At 51.4% G+C, this 24899-nt stretch carries 9 protein-coding genes; 2 read left to right on the plus strand and 7 right to left on the minus strand.

Going from position 1 to position 24899, the window contains the following annotated elements:
* Positions 1 to 17: 17 nt before the first annotated feature.
* Entirely contained in the window at positions 18 to 1277 is a 1260-nt protein-coding gene (locus R3I13_RS26295; protein ID WP_346320981.1) for a hypothetical protein, read from the plus strand.
* Positions 1278 to 1564: 287 nt separating this feature from the next.
* Here the strand turns inward: R3I13_RS26295 and R3I13_RS26300 are convergent, their stop codons facing one another.
* From R3I13_RS26300 to R3I13_RS26330, 7 genes are read right to left on the minus strand one after another with little or no spacing between them, the layout of a single operon-like run.
* Positions 1565 to 1996 (minus strand): hypothetical protein, encoded by a 432-nt coding sequence (locus R3I13_RS26300; protein WP_346320982.1) that lies wholly within the window; start codon positions 1994 to 1996, stop codon positions 1565 to 1567.
* 15 nt (positions 1997 to 2011) lie between these two features.
* The gene (locus tag R3I13_RS26305) at positions 2012 to 11251 is read right to left on the minus strand and encodes an RHS repeat-associated core domain-containing protein (protein ID WP_346320983.1); all 9240 of its coding nucleotides are present in this window, start codon (positions 11249 to 11251) and stop codon (positions 2012 to 2014) included.
* 12 nt (positions 11252 to 11263) lie between these two features.
* Positions 11264 to 12049: a hypothetical protein gene (locus tag R3I13_RS26310; RefSeq protein WP_346320984.1), complete on the minus strand. Its 786-nt coding sequence runs from the start codon at positions 12047 to 12049 to the stop codon at positions 11264 to 11266.
* A 4-nt stretch (positions 12050 to 12053) separates the two neighbouring features.
* Complete coding sequence (locus R3I13_RS26315) at positions 12054 to 19388, minus strand: hypothetical protein (protein WP_346320985.1); 7335 nt, start codon at positions 19386 to 19388, stop codon at positions 12054 to 12056.
* Entirely contained in the window at positions 19385 to 19885 is a 501-nt protein-coding gene (locus tag R3I13_RS26320; protein WP_346320986.1) for a hypothetical protein, read from the minus strand. The genes R3I13_RS26315 and R3I13_RS26320 overlap by 4 nt, the downstream gene beginning before the upstream one ends.
* Positions 19878 to 20975, minus strand: coding sequence for a hypothetical protein (locus R3I13_RS26325; protein ID WP_346320987.1), 1098 nt, complete (start codon positions 20973 to 20975; stop codon positions 19878 to 19880). The genes R3I13_RS26320 and R3I13_RS26325 overlap by 8 nt, the downstream gene beginning before the upstream one ends.
* Before the next feature lie 6 nt (positions 20976 to 20981).
* The gene (locus R3I13_RS26330; RefSeq protein ID WP_346320988.1) at positions 20982 to 23402 is read right to left on the minus strand and encodes a hypothetical protein; all 2421 of its coding nucleotides are present in this window, start codon (positions 23400 to 23402) and stop codon (positions 20982 to 20984) included.
* A 314-nt stretch (positions 23403 to 23716) separates the two neighbouring features.
* Between R3I13_RS26330 and R3I13_RS26335 the strand changes: the two genes are divergently transcribed.
* A complete protein-coding gene (locus R3I13_RS26335; protein WP_346320989.1) occupies positions 23717 to 24868 on the plus strand; it encodes a hypothetical protein in 1152 nt (383 codons plus the stop codon).
* Positions 24869 to 24899: the final 31 nt, after the last annotated feature.

The raw sequence follows: 24899 nt of genomic DNA on the forward strand, positions 1-24899 counted from the left end.
TTTGACTAAAAAGCGCTATGCCTGTCAGCTATCGCAGTTACCATTCCGAAATCAAGATCAGTTATGCAGCCGGGAATCTGTCGCCCGATATCGCCAAAACTATAGCGCGTTCTACCAGGCAACGATGGAAGTATAAAGACAGGTTGTCGTTCTGGACGCAGCAGCCTCTCAAAAATGAGATGGAAGAAATAACCATCGGGGAACTGATTGCGACAAACAAGCAATTGCGCATTCAGCTGAAGGCATTACTATGCCTGGTCTTGCTATACAAGGAAATTATGACGCTGCAGCCACTTCAGTTCATACAGGTTCAGAAGGTTGGAAAGCGCATGAAATACCTGCTGAAATACTGCCGGGAAAGCAAGCTGGAGCAACTTATCCGGCGTTATTTGCCCTGCTCATTCAAACAATGGAATGCCTGGAACAGCAAAAGACCATGCTTTGGATCACCCTTGTCTCACTGCAGGAAGAAACATCCACAACAATTGGCACAGACAGAACAAAGTACAATAGAGAGCGCCTGCAATAGCAGTAACTATGAGAATTGGCCATTGATCAGCATTTATTATCAATTGTTGCGAAATAAAGAGCTCCATTGCAGTCGGAGTACTTTTTATAAGTATTGCCAATTAATGAATATCACCCGAAGGCAGGTTAAACCGCCTAAAAAGTACAGCCCAATATTGAGCAACAGGCCATTGAAGGTATTGCACCAGGATATTACCTTGTTCCGAACCGCCAATGGTGTAAAACATTATCTGTATATTATTCGTGATAATTATAGCAGGGCTATACTTGCTTGCAAAGTAGCTACAGTATATAGCAGCAGCATTGCTCTTCAGACATTGGAGAACGTATTAACCCGATTCCATCTGCTTGATCAGCAGGGATTGCTTATTACCGATGGCGGTATGGAAAACAAAGGCCAGTTAGAAACCTGGCTGAGCAGGCCGGGAATGCTCTGGCGTAAACTGGTAGCCCAGTTGGATATTATACAAAGTAATAGCATGGCTGAAGCGGCCAATAAGATCATCAAATCCCGTTTTCTCTATACGCAGCCCATTGCAGATACAGAAACGTTGACCACTGCAGCTGAAACGGCCGTTAACCGCTATAACGACACACCCAACGCACAACTTTTCGGTTATACACCGAATGAAGTTATTGCCGGCGCAAAACCCGACCGGTATCGCTTTAAAGCGCAGATTAAAACCGGTAATAAACAAAGGATACAGAATAACAGGGATTATCCCTGTGATGTGGTTTGTCGGGCCTGATGTTTTACTGTCGGGTGGTTCTTTATTATGTACGCATTTGCGTACGGTTTAGCTCGGAATCTTCGTGGATTGTGCAAGCCGCTCTCCAGGATGCGGAACTCATCCGCTATTTTAAAGAGATAGAGAACATGCCCGCTGATGATAAGGAAGCGCTTGTCCGAGTGATAGCGGCATTCATCAGAGATGTAAAAACTAAACAAGCCTACGCTAAATGAAAAAGCGCAACCCGGGTGGATTGCGCTCGCCGTATAACATTATCCTAACTTTCAAACCTTCATAAATTAGGCTTACAACCAGGACAAAGTTAGATTTGTAATGTGATTAGTATCACTTGAAGTATTAACCTGATGACGTAACGGTTGGTAAAATGAGACTGTATAGTCTCCATAGCTCTTAGCCTCATTGAAAAAATAAAAATATAAATCATCATACCTGGAGTATGTTTCTCTATATTCACCATACTTATCACTAAATTCCTTAAAGGTGATATCTATCGAACCACTGAACGTCATGCTCTTAATTTCCTCTCCTTCACAGTCAATAACTATTGTTTTAATCTGATTGGATACATCACGAAGAACAATCTTTTTACGACCTCCGGGCAATTCGTTTATTGCTACTTGCCCTTTAAAAAGGCCAAGAATTGCGGTTACACCAAATCCATTAATCCTCACTTTATCAGAAAGTACTTTAATATCGTCAATACCTATACGATCCATAAAAATTCATCTATATTATTTCTGAATCTCAACTTTAACATTAGTTTGAAAGAGCTGCGTTTCGCCTCCCTTTAGAATCTCCCCAGGCTTAGTCCAATTCTCAATATCTGCCGTTGTTGATTTAAGGAACCTTGTATCTTCAGTAAGAGTTACAACTGTTTTAACCCTACCCTCCAAAGGAATTCCCAACTTTGTTGGATCAGCTCCCGGTAACGTATAATAATTCCCTAACTTGGGGGCACCGGTTTCATCAAGATATGTCCATTGCTCCAGTTTCGTGCCCTTTGCATACGTAACTTCCGACACTCCTTTTCCTAAATCAATACCTGCCACATGAGAACCTATTTTCTCTTCTGCAAATCCAGCTTTCCGATAAAAATTATTAGCAAAATTCAATCTGGCTCTAGCTAATCGATTTAGTGCATAACCACCTGCCTTAACTGCTCCTCCGATTACTTTTCCAGCTCCATACCCAATTGCCAAATCAGTAATACCATTTTTGAACCTTTCCTCTTGTAAAACTTTACCCTCCGGAGACTTAGCAGGATTATGCTCGACTATACCTGCTGCTTGAGAAAAGAAAAATAGTTTTGATAACGCTCCTTTAAAAAGTACTATATCGGCGGTAATCACAACAATGCCAGCAGTCATTTCATTAAGCCCCCGACCACCGTTGGGTCCTACACGTGAACCTGGCACAATGGCGCCGTTCGGTATTCTGTGCCGCAATGCATCAGAAGGCAATGATTCCGTTCCATCAGGGTTGATGTAATGCGCCTCCAGCCCATCCAGATCTATTGCTTGTAACGGTGTATTACTCGCAAACTGATAAGGCGTCAACATAGGATATTGTGCAGTGATCGGGTCAACACTTAAGAACTTCCCAATCCTCGGATCATAAATCCGCATCCCATAATCCTGCTGGTTCCCCTCTCCCTTAACTTCGTTGTCGTTCTCCTTGCCATTAAACCCATACCTATAAGAACTTCCCCCAAATATAACACTCCTTCCCGGCATTCCCATCCCAAATGCATAATAATCCTGCAATCGCCTGATCTCCGCATTCTTCGCTGAGTCCGGCGCCTTGTCGGAGACCACTGCCATGACGTTCCCCAGATGATTGCTCAGCTCATACAGCCGACCACCTTCTGTGTTCCAGGCGCTTACGATGCTGTTGGCCTTCGGTAGACCGATCTGCCAGTAACCCAAACGGCTGCTGCCATACAGGTGCTGCTCCTCCCAGGTGATGCCATTGCTGCCGCTTTCGTTGTACACTGCCAGCGTATTGCCCTGGGCGTCCCGCACATACCAGGTCTTTTGAAGGCCGCCGCCAATCGTCGATTCCTTGTAGACGCGGTTGCCAGCCGCATCGTAACGGTAGCTGATCTGGCCATTGTCCTTCTGGATCGAGGCGATCTTGCCATAGACCGTCCAGCTGATGTTGCCGATCTTTTCCGCATTGTCCCGTACCAGGTTACCGATCGAGTCGTAGCCGTAGTTATTGAGAAGCTGGTGATCGACGTCCATCGTGTAACGGCCCGCTTCCACTGCGTCCGTCACCTGCGTCAGCTGGTTGTTGACCAGGAAGCCCTGCGGGTTGAGCTTGTACTGGTAGCTCAGGTCGTCCATCTGCTCTTTGCCGCCGGCCTGGTTGCCCCGCCGTTTGTACGTTTTAATATTGCCGTTCGGGTCGTAGGTGATCGCCTCGGCATACAGCGGAGATTCCGTCGATGGGCTGGTTACCAGGTTCGCAAAATGAGTGAGGTTCTTTAACCGGTTCAGCTGGTCGTAGCGGTAGGTGTAGCCCACCATCGGGTTGGCCGTACCGTTCTGATTGAAGGCCAGCGATACCGTGCTGCGGGCAATATTGCCATTGTACAGCTCACGGGAGGCTACGCTGCCGGCGCCATAGTTCCAGGTGAGTAAGGGGAAGCCACTGGCGGCCGCCTTGTAATCATCGGAATGATAATCCAGCGTATAGGCGTATACGTCTTTGCCCACAACCGCGTTCACCCCGCTGTGGCCGTCGCTGCCCATGTCCCGCGAGGGATTGGCGCCCGTTTCGTCCAGCCGCTGGCCGTTGAGCATTTTCAGCCAGCCCTGCAGCGTATAGGCGTAGTCTATGCCCTGCACTTTGTTCTTGCCCAGTTCCATGCGCGCCAGCGGGCCGTGGCGGTAGTAATAATACTGCGCATCCGTGGTCACCGGGCCCTGGATCTCCCAGTCTTTCCCGATGGCCTCTATACCGCTCAGCGCTTTCACCAGCCGGTTCTCCGCATCGTATTGGTAGTTGTAGAAAAATTCATTGTTGCCGTCACCTGTCTTATAACGCACCGCATTCACTTTCCCGCTCGCCAGGTCATATTTGTAATCCAGCTGTTTAAGGCCCAGCGCCCCGTCGATGAACTGGTACACTGTAGCGGCATTCCCCAGCATATCATAACTGTAAGCTGTCAGGATGCGGCCGCTCTGCGGCGTTTCCTGCGTGAAGCTCGCCGATACCCGCTTGCGAAGATGGGCTTGCGGCAGCTGCACCGTTTCCTGCGGATAAGCCAGGTTGTAGGCCTGGTCGTACAGCGTGGTGGTGATGTGCTTCCTTGTTCCCGAAGCTGTGGCAAGGTAGGCGTTCACCTGTCCCTGGTCCAGGAAAGTATTGGTCCAGCCGCCGGCGGTGCGCTCCCCTACTTCGGTAATGCGGCCTTGGTCATCGTAGACCGTATAGCTCGTCCGGTCAATCTGGTTTGCATTCCGGGACGCTACCAGCCGGCCCAGGCGGTCGTACCAGAACCTCGATTCTTTTGCATCCGGGGTATGCTGCCGGCTGACGCCGCCCAGTGAAGTGAATGAGTAGGTGCTTGAAAGGAAGTGCGCGGGATAGATTGGCGATTGTTTCGTTTCATTCGTACCGCCGCCCACCGTAGTAGGCCCGCCCGGCGCGGGAATATTGTGCCTGCCCCAATGGTCGCGGGGCGTAGAAGCCAGCAGCGCGCTGACGCCCAGGCAGGCTTCGCCGTACTGCGCCGTGATCTCAGCCTGTGTCAGCAAACGGCTATACCCGCGGATATGTTTCAGGGTGGCCGTATTGGAGGGCAGCACGAGCGTGCCGTTCACAAAACCAACCTCCCAGCCACAGGTGTTCGGGACCGCGCCGCCCGTGTTGGCCGTGGCTTTCGAGCCGTTCACATAAATATCCAGGTTGCCGGTGCCGGTGCCGAGATCTGCTCCCTGTATCACCAGGTGCAGCCAGTTCAGCTCGGCGGGGCTTACGTATTTCACCCTGAAGTGCCTGGAACTGATGAAACCTACCCCGTTGCCTGTTTCAGGCGCCAGTTTGTAAATATCCAGTTCCATGTATTCCCCGCCCATGCAGGCGCTAAGAAGATAGCCGCCTGTGCCGGTGGTGAACAGCAGCTGCCCTTGCGGCAAGCTGGGCTGGTACAGCCACATTTCCATCGAGCGCGAGCCGGATGTCAGCGCAGTGTTCACATATGAATTGGTCGTACTGATGGGCGTTTCGGTGGTGGGACCTGTATAGTTACAGGCTGCCAGCGTTCCTGCGGTTTCCACTGCGGCAATCTGCGCATCGGTCAGCAATTGCACGCCGGCCGGGGGCACAGTTTTTACCAATTGACCGGCCTGGTCGTAATAATACAGGGTATAATGATAATCGCCTTCTTTCGCCGTCAGTTTCAGCGAAGGCTTGGTTTGACTGCAAGCTGCAATATAATCCTGCCTGAACTTGCGTTTGGCTTCGGCGATGTATTTGTCGTATTCCATCATCCCGTTGCGGGCAGCATGGTTTACCTGCGCCAGCAAACAATCGTACGGGTCTTCTGGTTTGCCTGCAAACAGCGGTTCGTTGCAGAGCAGCTGGCTGGGATTGGTGGCAAATGCGTCCAGCAGCTTTTTATAAGCGGGGTAACCTAATGTAAAGCCCCAGCGGTGGTTGAAATAATTGGATACAATGCGTTCGTAGTTGCGGTGCGTACTATCGAAGTTGGTTATGCCTTCGCCTTTTAGCGCAGTGAGGGCAGCATTCAGCTCGGCGGCGGTTATGCAGCCCTTGCTGTTGGCATTGAGAAATACGGGCAGCTCGATATTCGCGCTCAGCAAGGATTTGCAGGCGCCGCAGCTGCGAATGAGATCATTTACTTCCGCGTCCGTCAGGTTCATGGCGCCGCCAAAGCGGGTTCTCAGGTATTGGGGAAAGGTCCCGGAACCATTTGCCGCATATTCCTGCCGCAGGGTATCCAGCTCGGCGCAGATGCCGGGGTCCGAGTTGGAGATCACCGGCGAATTGGTTTGTATAGGCGCTTTATAAGGATACGGCGCATCGATCAGCCAGGGATTGCAATTCATGTTGAGGCTGCTCGTTCCGAGTACCTGCTTCATTACATCCTTGAAGCTTCTCGCCCCACCCGGAAGATTGATGCCCGGGGGCAGCGTACTGGCGCCATTCGGGTGTTTGATATCGATGCCTTTGCTGCACAGCTCTATCAGCCTGTTCTTCAGAGTATCTCTTTGGCCTTGCGTGTATGCAGCCAGGCCTTCTTCCATTTGCCTCATCCAGCTGTCTGCCTGGTTGATGCAGGCGGATTGTGTTGCAGCCTGGATCTGGCCCTGGGCTATCGCCTGTAGATCGGCAACGCCTACATTGCTGTAATCGATATGCACCAGCCGCGGCTGCTTGGTTTTATATCCTTCCGGGCAGCCGGTGGCGGTGTTACCTGCATAACAATCCTGGTTTTTTATCGTTACGGTCAGGCCGGCTACATCGCTTGCAGCCACAAATACGCCAAACTCCTGGATCTGCGTCATGTTGCTGCTATTGAACGTCACCGGGAAGTATTCAACCTCCTGAATGCCGTTTTTCACGTAGGAAACCATAAAGACCGCAGATACGTATCCGCCGGGGATAATATCCGCCCCGGTGTAACCTGCTTTCCAGTATACCCTGCCGGTGGTATTGTATTGCTGGTAAGCGATGCGGCCCATCCCGGCGCAGCTGAAGTTGATGGATTGGTTGAAACCGGGGTCGGGAACGGACATAACGCCGAAATCCTGGGGAGACATCATATAGTTATAATTCCCTCTTCCAGAGCATGTCATCACATCTACATTCTCATAATAGGTAATTTCTCCTGTAACGCTACTAATAAACTTAACGCAGGCGGGTGTGGGAAACTGCTGTGTGTGACATTCCGTTTCATCCGATGTGCCATTAATCACGTAGCGATTTGTTCCATCGTAATAAACATTCTCAGCCAGCTTTTCCGAATAGTTAACCGGGATATAATTACAACCGCTACTACCCTCCGGACATTCGAAGACAGTCGCGTTCCTATATGTATATACAGTACCGTTGTAGTTAACGGTCAAACAGCTATACCAGGATTTTATTGCATTAACGCACCTGGTAGATGTGAGGCTGTTATTCTGCACTGTAAATGGAATAATCTCGATCTCAGCACCGGTAATGCCGAACCTGTTGCTAGTGTACATCGCCGTGGCCGTATAGCTCTGCGAGCTGGTACAAGCCGCAGGCCCGCAGGTGATCAGCCAAACGTTCTGGAAATACTCCCCATCCCCGTTATTATTATATTTAACCCGCAGGCAATTGTAAAAAGTTTTTACAGCACCTGCGCAACCTGCCGGTGTAGCCGGCAACTCATCCGCATACCCTTCTTTCACATAATAGGTCTGCAGCTGCCCTGAAGTGGTGACCATTTCCCAGGTATAAGGCCCGGCCTTGCGGACGCTGTTCCCCAACTCCAGCACATGAGAGCTGCCATTGCATACATACGTGACCGTGCCAGGTACACAGGTTACATTTTTCACTCCCACGCTACTCACCGGTATGCCGGAGTGAATAGTAACTGTCTTTTCCGATTCACCAGCTGCAAATGAAACGCTTGCCACCTGCGTAAGCCCGTTATATTCGGCAGGATAGAACAACTCCACGGTGGTGGCCTTCGGCAGCTTGCCGCCTTCATGGCGGATGATCAGCTGCTGGGAAGTACCGGTTACCGTACCGCTCCTCAGGCTGAATGCATTGGTTGCCGGGCAGCCGGAAAGACTGGCAGGCGGGCCTACCTTGCATTTATTGACGCATTCGTTCTCGTTGCGGTCTTTCTGGTAGTAGAACTGTTTCAGTTCCATGTAGTACTGCAGGTAGAGCTGCCATTCCCGGTCTATCACCCTGCAGCCCGCTTTGGGAGTGCAGTCCGTCCATGTTTCATCCGACGTGCTGGCATTGGTGCTGTCGCCTGCTACACTGCAATACAGCATGAAGTCCACGAACTGGGTGATGGATTTGTTGCTTTTGCCTGAGACCTTCTTCACGTTCACGGAATAATTCTGCAGGTCCGCGGTAAAAGCGGTTGCATAGGCATTACCCTGGCCGCCCGCTTGAAAATACGGATCGGCGGAAGCCAGCCAGGCTGGCGCGTTCGGGTCGTATTGTTTGTTCGGAAGGACCACAGGTATATCTGCCGCTTTTACTGCCAGTGATTTCAGGCGCTCATCCCATTTCAGGTAGGCGCTGTTGCGCTCACATATTTGTAAGCCGCAATATTCAGGATGGTATTGAATGAATTTATCCGCCCACTCCGGCTTCCAGCTGGCCACCAGGTTTTGCAGGGTAAAGCTGGCGTCGTGCACAGACAGCTCCCTGCCCTCTCCCAGCTGCACGAAATTTGCGTCATATCCCGTTTCTCCGCGGGCTATTATGGGGAATACAGTGCGCCATTTCTGGAAAATAATATTGATATCACGCTCCAGCGGCAACCCATTCTGGTCGAACAGCGCATATTGGCCGTAGGGACTTACATCCGCCAGCAGCTGGTCTTTCAGCATTTTGCAGGGGTCATCCGAGCAATTGGCCCTGGATGCGGCGCATGCCGTGTTAAGCTGGTCATACAACGGACCGGCCCATGCGTCTATCGCCGCGGTATCAGCCGTTACGTTCACGCCGAGCGAAGTGAGCCTTTCTTTAATACGCTGGATGAAGTTGGCTTTAACGCCCAAAGCAGTATAACAGGTCTTGCAATCATCAAAGCAGCCGCCGAAATCGGTGGCCTTCAATTGCGCGATCACAAAATCGAATTGTTTCTTCAGGTTGGTATTGAGCGCGATGAACTGTTCCGCCGCCTGGGTGATCACTTTTTCCTTCAGGCGCAGCTCAAGGCTGATGTAGTATGCACCTGTGCGGTCGAACATTGTGGTCAGTTCATCATGCGCAACGGCAGGATTAAGGGTCACGCAGGTAGTGGAAGGCGCCGCGCCGTTTATGGCGATGGGCTTGGGTAGATCCGCTGCCATGCAGTCGCTGGAAATGGTGAGCACGCCTTCATAAGCACATTCCGTGCAGATGTTCAGACCGCTTTCCGCATAACGCGCGAGTATCCTCGGTATGTCGATATCAAACTTAACTTCTCCCGCTTCCTGGACAATGTACACCTGGTTGGCGCTCAGCGTCAGCTTTGCGGGATCGAACGTAAAAGCGGTGGAATTGAACAGCGTAAAGGTCTTGTCCGTTCTTTGCGAAACGCCCGGCAGCACATCCACTTTATCCGGGGCGGCGCCGCTCAGCGCTGTGGCAATGGTTTTGCCGGACAGGTTCTGGTATGAAATAGCGATCTGCCCGTTGGGGTCGATGGTCGTGGTCTTGGAATAATGGCTTGCATCCCCTACGTCGTTCCCGAACATTTTATACAGCTCCCGCTGCGTGGGCTTGCTGTAGTAGTACCGCGTGGCATGCGTGGTAACGAACGAAGGATCGGCATTCGGCTGGAATACCTTGCCAACACCGCCCTGCACGCTGATGCGGCCGGTGTTATCGTTGGTATAGAACTGGCCTGAGAAAGGATAACCTTCCGCATCAGGAACGAAGCGGTGTTGCGTTTCCGCCAGGAAAGGATTGCCGGGCGAATAATATTTTGAAGCACCGCTGGTATCGCCCATTTGCGGGAATGTGAAATTGCACAGTTTACCGCCTGGGTTCACATCCATGAAAGTATAGGCAGTACCATCCGTTTTTTTGTTCAGGCCGGGATAATAGTTCAGGACCTTCGCGTCCAGCGGTGCAGGCAATACATTCACCGCCGGCCTGCCGTACTGGTCATAGATGATGCTTTGTGCTACCACGTTCACTTTGTCTTCGCTGGTGAGGTTGTCGGAGTTATTGGTCAGCGTAACGGCTTGCCGGCTCTTCAGCGATTTGTCGAAGTAGGTGACCACTTCCTTGCGTTTCCCATCTTCTGCATAAGTGGCATTATACTGCCAGTTCATATCGGGATGGTGCCAGGTGTTGGATAGGGTCACCACACCGGTCAATGTTACCGGGCTTTGCCCCGGGTCGTTATAGGTAAGCTGGTACAACCACGGTTCTTCGATCCTGATACCCTCTGTATTGGTGGTTACGCCGCGCAGTCGGACGAGCAGGTATTTGGAATAATGCACCAGGTTGATGGTGTAGGAATGTTGTTCAAGTGTTACCCTGGTGGCGTTGTTGCGGAATATCTTCGCCAGGTTCGCCGGCGTATGGTTTGCCGAATTCGACAGCAATGTGCCATTGGCCGAATGTTCGTCAACGAATGTCCATTCCAGGTCATATTCTTCCGCGTTACCGATCACGTTCCAGTTCAGCACTACTTTATGAAGCTGGATGCCGCCGCCGCCGGATTGTTGCCCGGTTGGGGTCACAAAGATCTGCCCCGCCGGTGCGTTAGGATCCGGCAGGTAAGCCCTGTCTATATACACCTGGTTGGTGAGCGCAAATATGCCGGGGATATCTTCACCCAGTTCAGGACTGGTAATACTGTTCACGGTGATCTTCACCCTGTGCCCGTTCAGGAAGCGGTGCACATCCTGCGGGGTGATGATGGCCCCGTATGCCGTATCGTATTTGAGGTTGAGCGTAATATGATCTTCTGTTACAGGGTCCGCCTGATCGGGCTGGCTCCAGTACTCCACCTTCATATCCAGCTTTGCCGTAAAGGGTTTACGGATGCGGTTCACCGAATCCATCAGCAGGCTGAAGGTAATGCGGTTGCTCACTTTCCGGTTCACGATCAGGCTCCAGTTGTATGCGGCATTCCTGAATTTCTCATCGCGAAGCACCAGCGTATCCCCATTCCTGATGCGGCCTTTCAGCTGCTGCTGGTAGGGCTCGATGGCGCCATACGCATTGCAGCACAGCAGCAACAGGATGAAGGTGGTATAAAGCTTCGTTATAAATTTTGTATTCCAGGGCATAGGGCGCTGTAATTATTGAGTCAGGATGAGTTGGTATGCTTTGAATGATCCGGCCGCAAAGTACTTGCCGGACCGCTGCTGCACAAAACGGGATGCGTCGAACAGGGACGCCGCCGGGCGCGCGATCTTCCATTCATCAGCCTTCGTTTGCACCGTGCGGTCTTTGTCCGCATTCAGCGGATCACGAACGTCGGTGAGGCGCATGTACGTTTCACGGATAAAACCGTCATCATCAAAAGCTACCCGGTATTCTTTACAGGTGATATGATTGGGACGCGCCAGCGTGATCCGGTTAAGACCATCTTTCTGTTTGCGGCTGATGGCATACCCTTCTCCAGTCAGGAAGTTCGCCATCTGCTCGCCCGCCGGGAATACGCCCGGGTTAAAGGGTTTGGGCGCGGACACAAAGATCTGTTCGGTAGAATGGTTTACCATAACGAACACATTTTTGGTGGAAAGTATCTCTTCCCGGTCCAGCTGGTAATAGACCATCGAATCCAACCGGGCGTAATGGAAGGTAAGCGTGCCGCCGGCCGTACTGTCGCCGGGATCAGTGGAGGTTACCGATCCCCGCACTTCAAAATCCTTTACACTGTCCAGCCGGTGAAACAAGCCGCCCAGTTCGCGCAGTATCTTCAAATCCGCATCCGGAACGGGTTCGCTCACTACAGGCGGCGCAGCGGGCGCTTCCGGCGCAAGGTGCTGTTTCAGGGTGGGGAGTCCGGCTACCGCCCCGGCGGACGCGGCAGCCACGATAATGATCGCCAGCAACAATTTATTTTTCTTCGCTTGTTTCATGTCATTACGGATTTTTCCTGTAATAGGTGGACCTGCTTTCTTTGATAGTAATAATGCCTTTCTCCGTTTCTTTTTTCACCCTGATGAGGCCGCCTTCATCATCATACTCGTAGAAGGTCGCGAAATTATTCGCATCCAGCTCTGCCATCAGGCGGAGCGTTTTTTCATCATATGCGTAGGTAACTGCCTGGCCGTCGTAGGGGAAAATACGGATATCATCCACGCGGGTAGTGCTGTTGTTACTGCGCAGCTCGATGGGTATCTGGCGCATATTGTCCGTATTCCGTCCCGCCATGTTCAGTTCGAACTCTACCAGCTTCCAGCCTTCTACGGTGGCTTTGTAGGTTCCGGCAATCGAGTCCTGGTCTATTTTGAGCTTTACATCGAAGGTCTTCTTTGCCGGGTCGGCATCATTTACCCACATGGAAACAATGTATTTCCTGGCAGGCATCGGGTTGAAGCCGAAGAGACCCAGCCATGGATCCAGCTTGCGCTGGTATTCCCCGTTGCTGTTGGTTTCGATGTAAATGCCGGGCGTATGTTCGTTTGCGAATGCCTGTGTTTGCAATACAACCGGGGTGTTGAGTTTCAGACTGTAGGTACCGGTATGCGATCGCGTTGAATCCAGCCAGGTAGAATAATTGGTTCCCACAATCCTGTGAATGTCGAAGTAGTCGAGCTTGCAGGGTACGGGCGTGCAGGTGCTGTTGTATTTGTAGTCTTCGAATCCGTCATAGTACAGTTCCCTGCTGCGGGCGTTGCTGCCGAGTATCACAGGCAGCGATTCCTTGTAGCCGAACCTGGTGCCGGTGTATTGCTGGAGGGCGTTCTTGTTTTCCAGTTCCTGGGAATAGCTGTCGTAGGCAGTGATCCAGCGGGCGGTGACCCAGCTGGGGTTGCCGGAGGGCAGCCATTTCACGCCGTTATGCTGCCAGAAGGGCGTAAAATCTTTATACCCGCCGCTGTTCCGTACAATGGGCGTATAGGTTTCGCGGGGAGTCTCTTTCCGGTCTGTGAGATAAACCTTTTCTTCCATAGGCCGCCAGTTGCCGAGGTAGCCGGTGATGTAAGGGTTGATCACGCGGGCCATTTTGATGATGCCGCAGGGCTCGCAGATGTTGGCCGGGCTGCCATTGCAGGTATAACGGCGATAGGTTACCGCGCCGGCGGAATTTTTGATATATGTGTCATATACAGCGCCCGGCATTACCAGGTTGCTGGTGGAGAAGATCATCTGGGGCCCTGTTGATCCCTGCCAGCCCAGTAATTCCTGCTGCGTGGACTTGTATATATCCACACCCATCAACGGTATTGAGCCGACTGACATCATCAGCTGCATTCCCTGCTGCGGTGGTGGATAAGGAGTGGCATCGCCGAGTATGTCGATCTCATGTTTTCCTGTGGTAAGCGTAACGGGTTTCAGGTGCCAATAGGTCATCGGGTTGTCGATGCTGTTTTCATCGGCGAGACCCGAAGCAGACAGGGTATTGACCAGCGTTCCGTCTATCCTCACTTCCAACCCGCCGGTGGCGCCGCTGCCGAGATAGTAGGTACCGGCTTCTTCCACCGTAAAACAGGCCCTGATACCCACCTTTGCGCCACCAAGGGACTCATCATCGTTTACCCACACACCTGCACTCTTTAAGCGCCCGCATCCCGATGGATTTTTTGGTGGTAAGCCAAAAAAGCAGCTGTTAATGTTGGTGCCAACCGAGGTGCCGGATGAGTTCCGCATTTCCGCGCCTTTCAGGCTGAATATAGCCGGCAAGGAAGTACTACCGGCGAACCCTATCAGGTTCAGCTTTGGTTCCGGGTTGATCGTGGAAGGCAGCACACAATTCAATCCATCCGCCGTCTTCACGTATCCCGGAGGGCATTCGCCCACAGGCGTGGAAACGCAGTACGGAATCCGTTCATCCGTTTGCGGGAAGCCCGGGCAATAGTATAACGACGTCTGGATATTCCCCGAGCCGTCTATACCAAACGACTGATAGTCGCCGTCGTACAGTATACCTTGTGTGGATAATATCACATTAGGTTTTGCTCCCGCTTCATTGGGCAGGTCCATCAGCTCCTGTACGGTGTTATCGTAAAGCTCCCATCCAACCATCCTTTCCCCGGAGGTATTTGCAAACTCCAGCGTCACCCTGTTGTATCCTTCTTTCAGATAGATCTGCTTAACACGCCAGACATGATAATTGCTCTCGTCGTAAGTGGACCTGTCCATCACCAGCTCGCCGTTGATAAAAATGCGGAACATATCGTCTCCTCCTCCTCCTATGCAGTAAAGGCCTTCCCGTGGCACCGCAAAGTCTTTCATAATGCGGAACCACTGGTTATTTGCCTGATTGCCCACCCAAACGCCGCATGATACCAGCCGCCGCTCGAGGTTATTGGTATTGTCATTACCCCAGAAATAGGTTCTCCGCTCCCCGATTACTGCATTGTCGTTGGGCGCCTTATCATAGAACTGGGTCAGCCTTGAATAATCGAATCCCTGCTGACTTTTGTCCACCAGGCTCAGGCCGCTCTGGTTCGGGTTTTTAGTCGCCGGCAGCAGGCATTTTGTACCATCCGCGCTCAATACATATCCTTCAGGACATATCTTGGGTGCGCATTCTACCTGCACTCCCCAATCTTCCGCAAACAATGTTGCTTTTGCATCCAGTGTGCCGATGCTGCTCAGGTCGATATTCGGGTCTACCAGCAGCTTCGCTGCATTGTAAGGCTTTTGCAGGCTCACAATGCTGCCCGCCATTATGCCCATCAGGTTGCGGTTGCCGGAGCGTATTACTTTGAAGGTCCCTTTGATGTCTTTTACAAGTTTTCCTTCCTGGTTTACCAGGCGGACGGAAGGCGTTCCACCCGGAGTTAGAGGCGTGTTTACTGCCCACAGCCGCCTGTCAGGCCGGTTTAGGTCCGCCAGCTCATCCCCGGCTATCATCCAGTTCCTGAACGTGGCGTCCACCACCCCGGAAGGGTCTACCACCAGGTCTTTGAATATCATGTTTGCCGTTTGGTAAGCATGCCCCATACGCGGATAGATCCAGTAGGCGGGGATATTGAGCGAATAAACGGGATCGTTGAATTCGTTCTCCGTGGCCGTTACCACCGGTGCGCCGGTCTTTTTGTCGAACAGCAGGTTGTAGGTGGTAATGGAGGAGCCGTCGGCTTTTTTTATGACCTTGTTGGGAATGCCGAAATATTGTACAGTTTTGGTAACGGAAGCGGAACGGAACAGCCTGTAATCGTTGTTTACACTTTGCGGCCAGTGCGGTATCGGTACGGGGTAACCCAGTATTGGTATTACGTCAACTCCGAGGTTTACAGACATTCCCGTGTTACTGGTTTCCGCTTCACGCGCGTCTACGAACAGCTCCAGTTCACGGCCTAACACCTGATCTTGGGTGATATAACCGCGCTCGTCCACAACATCCGCCTTGTTCAGCAGGCGCATGGCCCCACCGCGCTCCTCTGCATTATAATAATATTCCGTCGCCGCAATCTCTTTTTCCTGTTGGTTGAATACACGCTCCGCTTTGGACTTGCCATGCATGTCATTGATTCTTATCACATACCCCTGCGATAATGCCATTTCATATACTGAATTGCCGCCAAACATCATCGATAATTTTGCGGGTTTTCGTTCATATTTCTCCAGCGGTGTGCTTTCTATTTCAACCGGGAAGTCCTTTGAAGTATAGAACTCATATTGCAGGTAACCCGTTTGGCTGACCTGTCCTGCAACGTCGCGCCCGGAACGGTTTTCCACCTTTACTTCCGAATAGCCTACAGAAGGGCCGGGAAATAATGCTTCGCCGAACGGCTCTTCCAGGTAATATTCATTATTAAGCGCCATACGGTTCACCTGCGTATAAGGATCAGGCTGGCGCCATGGGTTTTCGTCGCCACCCAGCGCAGGCTCATAACTGGCTACGCCCGAACTGACAACTTGCCCATCGTTTGTTTTGGTCGTATAAGTATATTGCTGGATGCTGACCTCTTCCGGCCCGCCTTCCCATATTTCCCGCGATACGAGGCTCTTCACCCGCGCGCCGCCTCCGGGCTTATCCATCTTTGTGATGCGCACAAAACTCTTTTCCGGTTTGATGGTAGCTGCAAAACCTTTACGCAGCGCTCTTTCATTAAAGTCTTCCGTTATTTCCCTGAAGTTGCCGATAGCACTGGACAATGCCTGCAAGGCTGCATCCAGCGCTTCCGTATCCGGTATCTTGTTCTTATATCCCGGGTAAGCGTAACGCGGGTATTCTAACCGCATACGCTGCCAGGCAGCCAATGCAAAAGGATTGATGTTTTTCCCGCTCACCGTTTTCCCGACAAATTCAACATCCACATTATTGCCATTGACGGAAATATTACTTACTTCTGCATAACAGGGTACCCAGTCGAAATTGGCGTCATCGGTCAGGGTCGGGTTATCTGTCAGGTTCGTATATACTTTACCGTAAAAATATCGGCTGCCACTCAGGAAATGCTCCCTGAAATCATCAAGGTTGTTAATGGTGAGGTTGGAAGGCTTTACAAGTCTAAGCTTGCGCATCTCCGCGAGGTTCGTGGTAATGGTTCCATTCTCCGCCAGCATGGTAGGCCATGCCTGCATGCTCATCGCTTTACGGTTTTGAACATAGCTGTAAGTATCTTCTTCGTAATTCACTTCAATAGCCCCTCCTGTGGGAAGCTCTATTTTATTCAACAGCCACCTGTCAGGCACTGTATTCATGGTATAAGGATATACGTCATTCAACATGCCATTGTAGGGAGTGGGGTTCTTAAAGGTTCCCCATCGGTCTGAGGCCAGTTGTACGAACCCAGCCGCTGGTTCATTCTGGTTTTTATAGTTGAACGTATAAGGATGACGATCGCCCCTTGTGGAGCTTCCGTAGTTAAATGTTACCGACCTGAGCATCAGCTTGCCATTGTTTGTGCCGGCGCCGGTTGTATTCGGAACGCCCTGGCAAAGCCAGTATTCATAATCCAGTTTTACAATTTTTATCGGCACGGAAGTATCGCTCTTGGAATACAGGCGAATCTCCTTCAAACGGAGCTGCTTCAGCGTTGTATCCACACCGCCGTGAATATCCAGCACACCCAGCCCGTCTTTTCTCTCCTCCGTTATAAAATATGCTATCTTGGTTTTAGTTTCAATAGAATGCAGGTACCAAAGCTCTTTTTCACCGTATACAATACTTGCTTTATCATCATCGGGGTCAGCCAGCAATCCCTTGTTCAACGTTGCGGAATCTTTGCCAAAAGGAGTACGCCATCTGTATTTGTCGGTAGTCCTTGAATAATTGAATTTAACGGCGGTACCGCGATCATCATCCGTAATGCCGTCTCCTTTCACATCCACATAATCGGGGGAAAGTATACCGGTGAGCAGGTAAGACGAAGCATAGGAAGGTTGCGTCTGCTCAAAATAATACTCATTTGTCCCGGGATATTTATGTTTGATAGCCTGGCCAAGTTTTTCATATTTTACCTGGTTGTTCTTTGACGGCAGATTATGTATTGCGAAAGATATTTCTTTCTGGAAATTGTTGTACACGGGTATGCCATATACCAATCTTTTGCCATCGCCGCCTAATACCGATACTTCTGATATATGATGTCTCTTGCGTACTCCGCCTACCCTGCCGATCTTTGCAGCTGTAGCTCCGAAGCATGACAGGGGAGTGAACGTCCCTGACTTATTCGGGGTGTAGCTCATGATCTTTTTGTCCAGGCCCGCATATGCAGCCTCTTCCGCAGTAAGATAACTGATGGCGTTATTCCGGGATTGTCTGCCATCCTTTTTAATATTGCTGCTTGCTGCGTATGACTGTCCGGGCACTCTCAACGCAGGTTCTGCCTTTTTGCCTGCCAAGGGAATACTTACGGGCTGCTCCTCCTTTATCCTTCCGGCAAAAGCAGCGTCTTCCATTGTATGCTCGCCAACCGGCTTAAAATAAACATGTTCTTCTGCAATGCCCTGTGGATCGGGATAATCCCCAACATTGCTGAATTCGTTGTCGGCAACCCATTTCTGGCTGCGGTCATATATCGCCTGGTTGAAGAGCGTAACACCGCCGTGGAAGTAAGCTCCCCAGCTGTAATCGGTACCCAGCGTTTTATTGTCAGACACGTCCTGCTTCCGGTTATTGAAAAATACGCCGCTACCGCCGTTATATAGCCTGAACTGGCCACCGCCCGCCTGGCTGCTGTAATTCCAGAGGTCAGGCATGGCTACTGGCAAGCCAATATGGTTCATGTCCTTGACAACGATGTTATCTTTTTCCCGTGTAAAATCCATCAGCGCCTGTGGATTGTTCTTCCCGTTGTGGGCATACATGCTGCCATAAGCATAATTTGCCTGGCTGTTACTTTGTAACTCTCGTACAGTCTTGTAACCAGTCATGCCGACAGTTACACTCACCAGGTATGCCGCACCTCCCACATCCATTGTAAACGTCTTGGCTGTATTCCTGAAAGGTATTTCTGCCGCTGGATAGAACGCGGGCGTATTGAGACTAATAGAAGCCGAGCCGAAATTATGGCTGAATGAGCTACGCCGTCCTTTCTCATCTTTAGTCGCTAAACCATAAGATGTACCCAGCGTAAGGTCTTTCATGCCTTCTCTTGTATTATATCCTACAGACAACGAATTGGCCGTAGAAAGGCCCGTGTTGTCATTGTTCATGTAGTATGACAAGGACGCTCCCAGCGTTGGCGAAACGCCGCTTGTTGTATTGGAATTGATATCCGCGCTCAGCCCCATCGTCATGCTTCCTGCGCTTTTGCCGGTCAGTGAAAGGCCTGCATTAGCGCCAACGCCAAACTCGGCACCATAGCCGGTATAGTTGTCATAAAATACACCCAGGCTCAGGGAGCCGCCTACATTCACCATATTCATTCCCGCTACTTCCACCCTGCCCCTAAAACTGCCCCCCGTAGTCACTTTCGGTTTCATATGCGTCACCACTTCCACCTTATCGCCATTATGATCATCCGGCACGCCGCGCAGCTGGCGGTTCAGCGTGCCCACGTTCAGGTTCCAGCCGAGGCCTACCCAGCTGGCTTCATCGTCCATGCCTATGCCCTGCGCATAGTTGAGGTTCACGGGGTAACCGTCCACATCCAGCAAAGGAATATTGTATTTAAAATCGCCGCTGAACAAATCCACCATATCACTCATGCCCGCCGGCTGGAACTGGGTCATTTCCGGCTGTTTGGGGCCACTGGTCAATGCTTTCGCCGCCGTCGGAAGCAGGATGTCCGAAGCGGTGAGACAAAGAAAGAAGCAGGCCAGCGCCTTCCTGATCACAGGTTTTCTGATCGTCATATATGCAGGCTTAAAGAATCAATTGTATGAATGTCCATTACAGGCAAGATGAACTCCAGCTTCCTGTTGGTGAAGAGCCAGTCTTTGAACAGGAAGACCAGCCTGTCGTTTTCCGGCACTGCTGCCTTATCAAAGATCACCATGTACTGGAGTCCTGTCAGCTTCCCGTTCGCCACGCGGGTGGTGAATACCGGAAACAGTGTATCCGTTTGCGTTATAATGCAGAAGAGGCTGTCTGTTCCGAAACTGAACTTCGGATCGTCCGCCTCTATTGGTTTGGCGGGGTCTTTCGCACGGATGTTCACGGTGAAGCAATATTCCATGGTATCGCCTTTTGCCATAGCCGCCGGCAGATACTCAAGGTTCACCAGCCAGTTCCCGTCCGTTTTTTCTTCCAGGTGGCTCAGGTCTTTGATCTCAGCCATGCGGTTTTCACCATTCTTGCACGCGCTCATCAACAGGAGCGCCAGGCACGCAGTAGATAATACTTTATTCATGTTCATCCTTGTACATAAACCTCAAATGTTTTGTTTCCCCGTTGGGCAGCTTTACTGTAAGCAGGTAATAGTTCCCATCTTTTATTCCTTTCACCTCATCCAGCAATATCTCTACCTGGTTGCGGCCTGTCGCCAGCTTCCTGGCGGGGAGCTTCCCGATCTTCTCGGAAGGGTTGCTGATGCTTTGAATGCTGTACACCAGGTCCCCGGGGGCATGCGCATTATCCACGGCGAAATACAACCCTCCTTCCGCTACATAAAAATTCCCCCGCGCCAGGTCTTCTATGTTCCTGAAGCTCTCCACGGGCTTTTTAACAGTACTGTCCAGGCATTTCACCTCAAAATCCCATATCTCCGAACGGGCCAGGATCATTTCATTCCTCGTGGCCAGCACCTGCCAGGCATACCGTTTCCCTTCCGCCAGCTCGCGGCTCAGCGGCGGGTAAAACAGCATCGGCGTGGGAATATTGATCTGCTGGATGACCGGCATGTTGTAATGCAGCGCTTCGGCCCTGGCCTGGCCCGGTTTCACTTCCACGAGCGACAGGCGGTACATCATACCCGGGATGGCCGGCAGCATGGGCTGCCAGAAGAATGTAGGGCGCTTTTCGCATATCTGGTCACCGTCGTAGGGCTCTGTGAGCATCAGCGGGCTAAAGGGCTCCAGGAAATAATTGAAACATTGTTCAGCGATGAGCACGCCGGGTTTGTTCTTTTCATTTTCATACAGCTCGTAGCAGTATTCATATTCTCCTTCGGGGAAATAATGGCTCTGGCGCACTACCGTGGCGGAAGCGTGCTGCCCAAAATTCCAGGCCGCATTGTAAGCTGCTGATGGCGGGATGCTGTTCATACCCGGGTTCAGGTCGAAGGCAGCGGTATGCGTTTCCGCGATCTTCCCGGCGTTGGCTTCCGTTACCCTTATCACCATAAATACGGAGCGCCGTTGCGTTTCCCCGTTCATGATCCTGGCCATCATCAACCCTTCCAGCGTGCGGCCCTGCGTTTCCGGCATAAAGGTGACGGCCAGCTGCGCCATGGAAAAGAACGGCAGCAGCAGCACGGCGAGGGTGAAAAAATATCTCTTCATATTCGGTTAGTTCAACTGGTAATGTAATGACAGCTCCGTGCGGAAGTTGCCGTACAGGTAATTCTGCGTGGAGGTGACCAGGTCTTTGCGCGCATCTACGCTCATGTTCACGTTCCAGCGCTTCAGCAGCTGCGCGGCCGCCTGCTGGCGGATGCCTATCTGCCTCACTACATCCTTGTTGTCCAGGAAAGTGACGCTGCTGCCGCATTGCAGCACCTTCAGCACGGTATAGTGATATCCCGCATCCATGTTCAGCAGGTTGCTGTACACGGCTGCGTTTTTCAGGTCGCGGTTGTAAAAGATGCTGGCGGCGATCATTTTGCCGTTGATGGGAACGGTATGGCTTACCTGCGTGTTGATAAACAGGCTCCTGACAGGCTCAGTTGCAGTGATGTAGCGCATTTGCTGCAGGCCGAGCGACGACTGGTTAAAGAAAGGCAATGCGCCGGTCTTCCCGTTCCAGGAAGAAGAGAAAGACACTTTGCGGTTCATGAACACAGCATCGTTGTATTTATCGCTCACGGTATTCATCTGGCTCTGGAGCAGCCTGCCGCTCAGTGTGAGCTTGCGGCTAAGGCGGTAACGCCCGTCCAGCGAGAAGTTATAGTTCTTCCACTGGCTGCCGCTTACGGCAGACCGTTCCATGTTCTTCACGTCGGAGCGGAACTGTACGGTGGCCCTGTTCTTCAGCCAGGTGCGCTTCAGGTTGAGGCCATACTGGATCATGCCGCGGCGGGCGTATGGATTGCCGGGGTTGTTGTAACCCATTCCGGAGTAATTGAAATAAACGGTATGTGTGGTGCCCCATTCACGTACGGCGCCGGTGTAACTGAGGCCCGTGGAAATGGTCACGAAAAAATCGTCGAAGAAATTCGCTACGGCGGCTTTGGTCATAGCGGCATGATCCTGGGAAGGACCGTTGCCGCCGGTGCGGTTGGCGGATTTGGAAAGTTCTGCTTCAATTTTGCCATACTGCCCGAGGTCCAGCTGTTTGGAAACCGCGCCCACGAAGGTGTTCTGCATCAGCGCCCTCACGTCCGGCGCGCGGCCTGCTTCATTGCGGGAATTGGCGTTCAGCACGGAGAGATGGGAATGCCCGTTGCCCAAGTCGCCTTTACCCATGCGTACAAACTGGAGACTTTTGGCCGGAGCAGTCATGGTAGCGTCCAGCCCTGCATCCATGGCGCGGATCTCGCGGGTTTTGCCGAGCGCCGTCATCAGGTAATTATTTTTGCTCAGCAGAGAACCCGCCATACCGGTCATAAACAGGTCGTTCACAGTGCCTTTGCTGGCATTGGCGGCGATGTTGCCGAGGTTCAGGTCTTTTACTTTCAGGAAGAACCGCTGCAGGCCGCTCATTGGCACCAGGTCCTGCGCCATGCGCACAGTGGAAGCCGGATCCTGCATCCATTTGCCGAGGTTGTTGCGCACGGTATGCTGGCTGTTCAGCATGTCTTTGATCTCCAGGCCGCCACCCATTTCTTTTTTCAGCGCCATGAGGCGGTTCATATATTTATCCAGCGAACTGTCCGCCAGGCGGTGTGCCTGGCCTTTCAAAGCACTTTCGCTGATAGCATTTCTCAGCTGGGTGCTGTCCAGGTAGATCACCTGTTCCGGCTTTACGAGCGTGGCGAGGCTGTTTCCTATTCCCCCGGAAGCTTTCATCTTCGCATCTACAAAAGATTGCAGCTGGCCGCGGAAGTCGATATCATCCAAAAAATATTTTTTGAGGTCGTAATTCTGCCGGATGTGCGAATTGATCTTTTTGAGGTATGCTTCTTTGTCGAAATTGAACTTCAGCAGGTTGTCGTCTTCCAGCCTGGTATCCATGCGGCTGTAGCCGGATACGTTGGCGTATTGCAGGTTTACCGGTATGCTGCCTGCGCTCACCCTGTCCTGTACATCAATATTGCTCCACCAGCCGGAACCGTTGCCGGTGGTGTCTCCAAAACTGATCTCAGCTTTTGCGCCGGAAAATTTGTTTTCGATCTTTCCCGGCAGGGCCAGCTTCGAAAAGGCAGGATCGTCCTTAAAGAGGGCGTAAAAGCCGCGGAGCTTTTCGTCCAGGAACTTTTCCATGCGGGCGGTATCTTTCAGCAGGTTGAACCCCTCTTTTAACTGTTTGGCCTTTTCAGGACCGGAGGTTTTGTTGATATAAGCAAGGAATTGCTGCTTCACCGGCTCATTCAGCCCGTTGAGCGGAGCGGAAAAACCGGCGGGCAGGGAAGCGCCCGGCAGGTCCGGAACACGGCCTTTATAACGGTTCAGGGAGTCCATAATGATGCGGCGCATCACGGGATTACCTGCAAATGAGATACTCCGGGCCGAATCTGCCAGGGGTAACAGGTTGGGAGGCTTTTGCTGTGCGTGCACGGTGAAAGCTGCCAGGATACAGCACAACGCGGCGCAAAACTTGAAGACAGGCATAAGGAAGCTGTTAAAACAATAAAATCCGGATTGGTTCAGTTGCTGCATAAGCCCCGGTACAGGGAATCCGTTTTTATTCTCGAAGCATTGTTTCCATCAGTAGGGATTATCCGGGTTAGAGAATTTGGGGCAAATATATTAACGGTAAGTATAAATTAAAAGGATCTTGCAGGTTATCAAATTGATAATGAATATGAAATGCCAGGGATATGGGGTTTTATAACACAAAAATGTGATCGGTTTGCTGGTTCATAACACTGCTATCTTTTTAGCAGGAAAAGTTTCTTATTTTAGTCTCCTAAATTTATAAACCTATGAAATTTTTGTTGCCCGCCATTGTTGCGTTGCTCATCCTGCAAGGAAATGTTTTCGCACAGAAAGTTACCTACGATACAGTAGGAATAGGCATCACCAACCCCTCTACCCGGTTGCAGGTGTTTAACAATGCAAGGAATTATTATGTTAACAAGACCATTCCCGGGCAAACGGAGGATGCCCAGGGAGTTAACTACCTGCTGCTGCATGAAATCTATACCGGTACGCTGTCTATCGACCGGCATGTGTTTGGCAAGATCACGGGCGTCAGGGGCAACGCGGCCTCTTTCAACCGGAAATGGACCATGGAGGTAAATACATCCAGCGCCTACAACTCCAACACCGGCTCTTTGATTTCTTATAATGAAATGTCACGCCTGGTAACCCTGACGTATAACAGCAAACAATACCTGGCAATAGAAATATCGAACAGTGCTACGCTTTTTTCCTTTTCCTTTACGGGATATGCGCTGGGTGAAGCGTTCCAACTGGTAACAGATAATGTAGTAACTGCTGTACAGGCATTTGCCGCCAATCCCATTGGCATCCCGGGGAACCTGAGTATAGGAACGCAGTCCGCCGCCGCAAGGCTGGACGTTGCCGGAGGCCCTGTTTGGACCGACAACGGATGGTCAAAATCCATCAAACTTTACCATGGCAACGCCATCGAGTTCGCCGGTGCTACCAGGTCTTTCGGTGTCGGCTCGTCCGGCAACAATCTTTACTTTTTACATGCGAACACCAATGGCACCGGCCCGGCGAACTATTACATGATGGTAGACGGCAATACCGGAAATATCGGCATTGGTCATACGGCACTCGCCCCCAGCTACAAACTGTCTGTGGAAGGCACCATCGGCGCACGGAAAGTAAAAGTGACACAGGCCGCCTGGTCAGATTTCGTATTCCATGACGATTATCAACTCCCCTCCCTTATGGAACTGGAGACTTTCGTAAAGAAGAACAAGCACCTGCCCGGCATCCCCACCGAGGCGGAAGTGGTGAAAGACGGCGTGGATGTTGGCGAAATGAACAAGCTGCTGCTGCAAAAGATCGAAGAGCTCACCCTGTACATCATCGACCTGAAAAAGGAATCCACCCGGCAACAGGAAAAAATCGGCAAGCTGGAAAAGAAGCTGGCAGTGAATTGAGAAGAAAATTTTATTTTGTACTACAAAAAGT

The organism is Chitinophaga sp. YIM B06452 (assembly GCF_039655965.1).
GTDB lineage: Bacteria > Bacteroidota > Bacteroidia > Chitinophagales > Chitinophagaceae > Chitinophaga.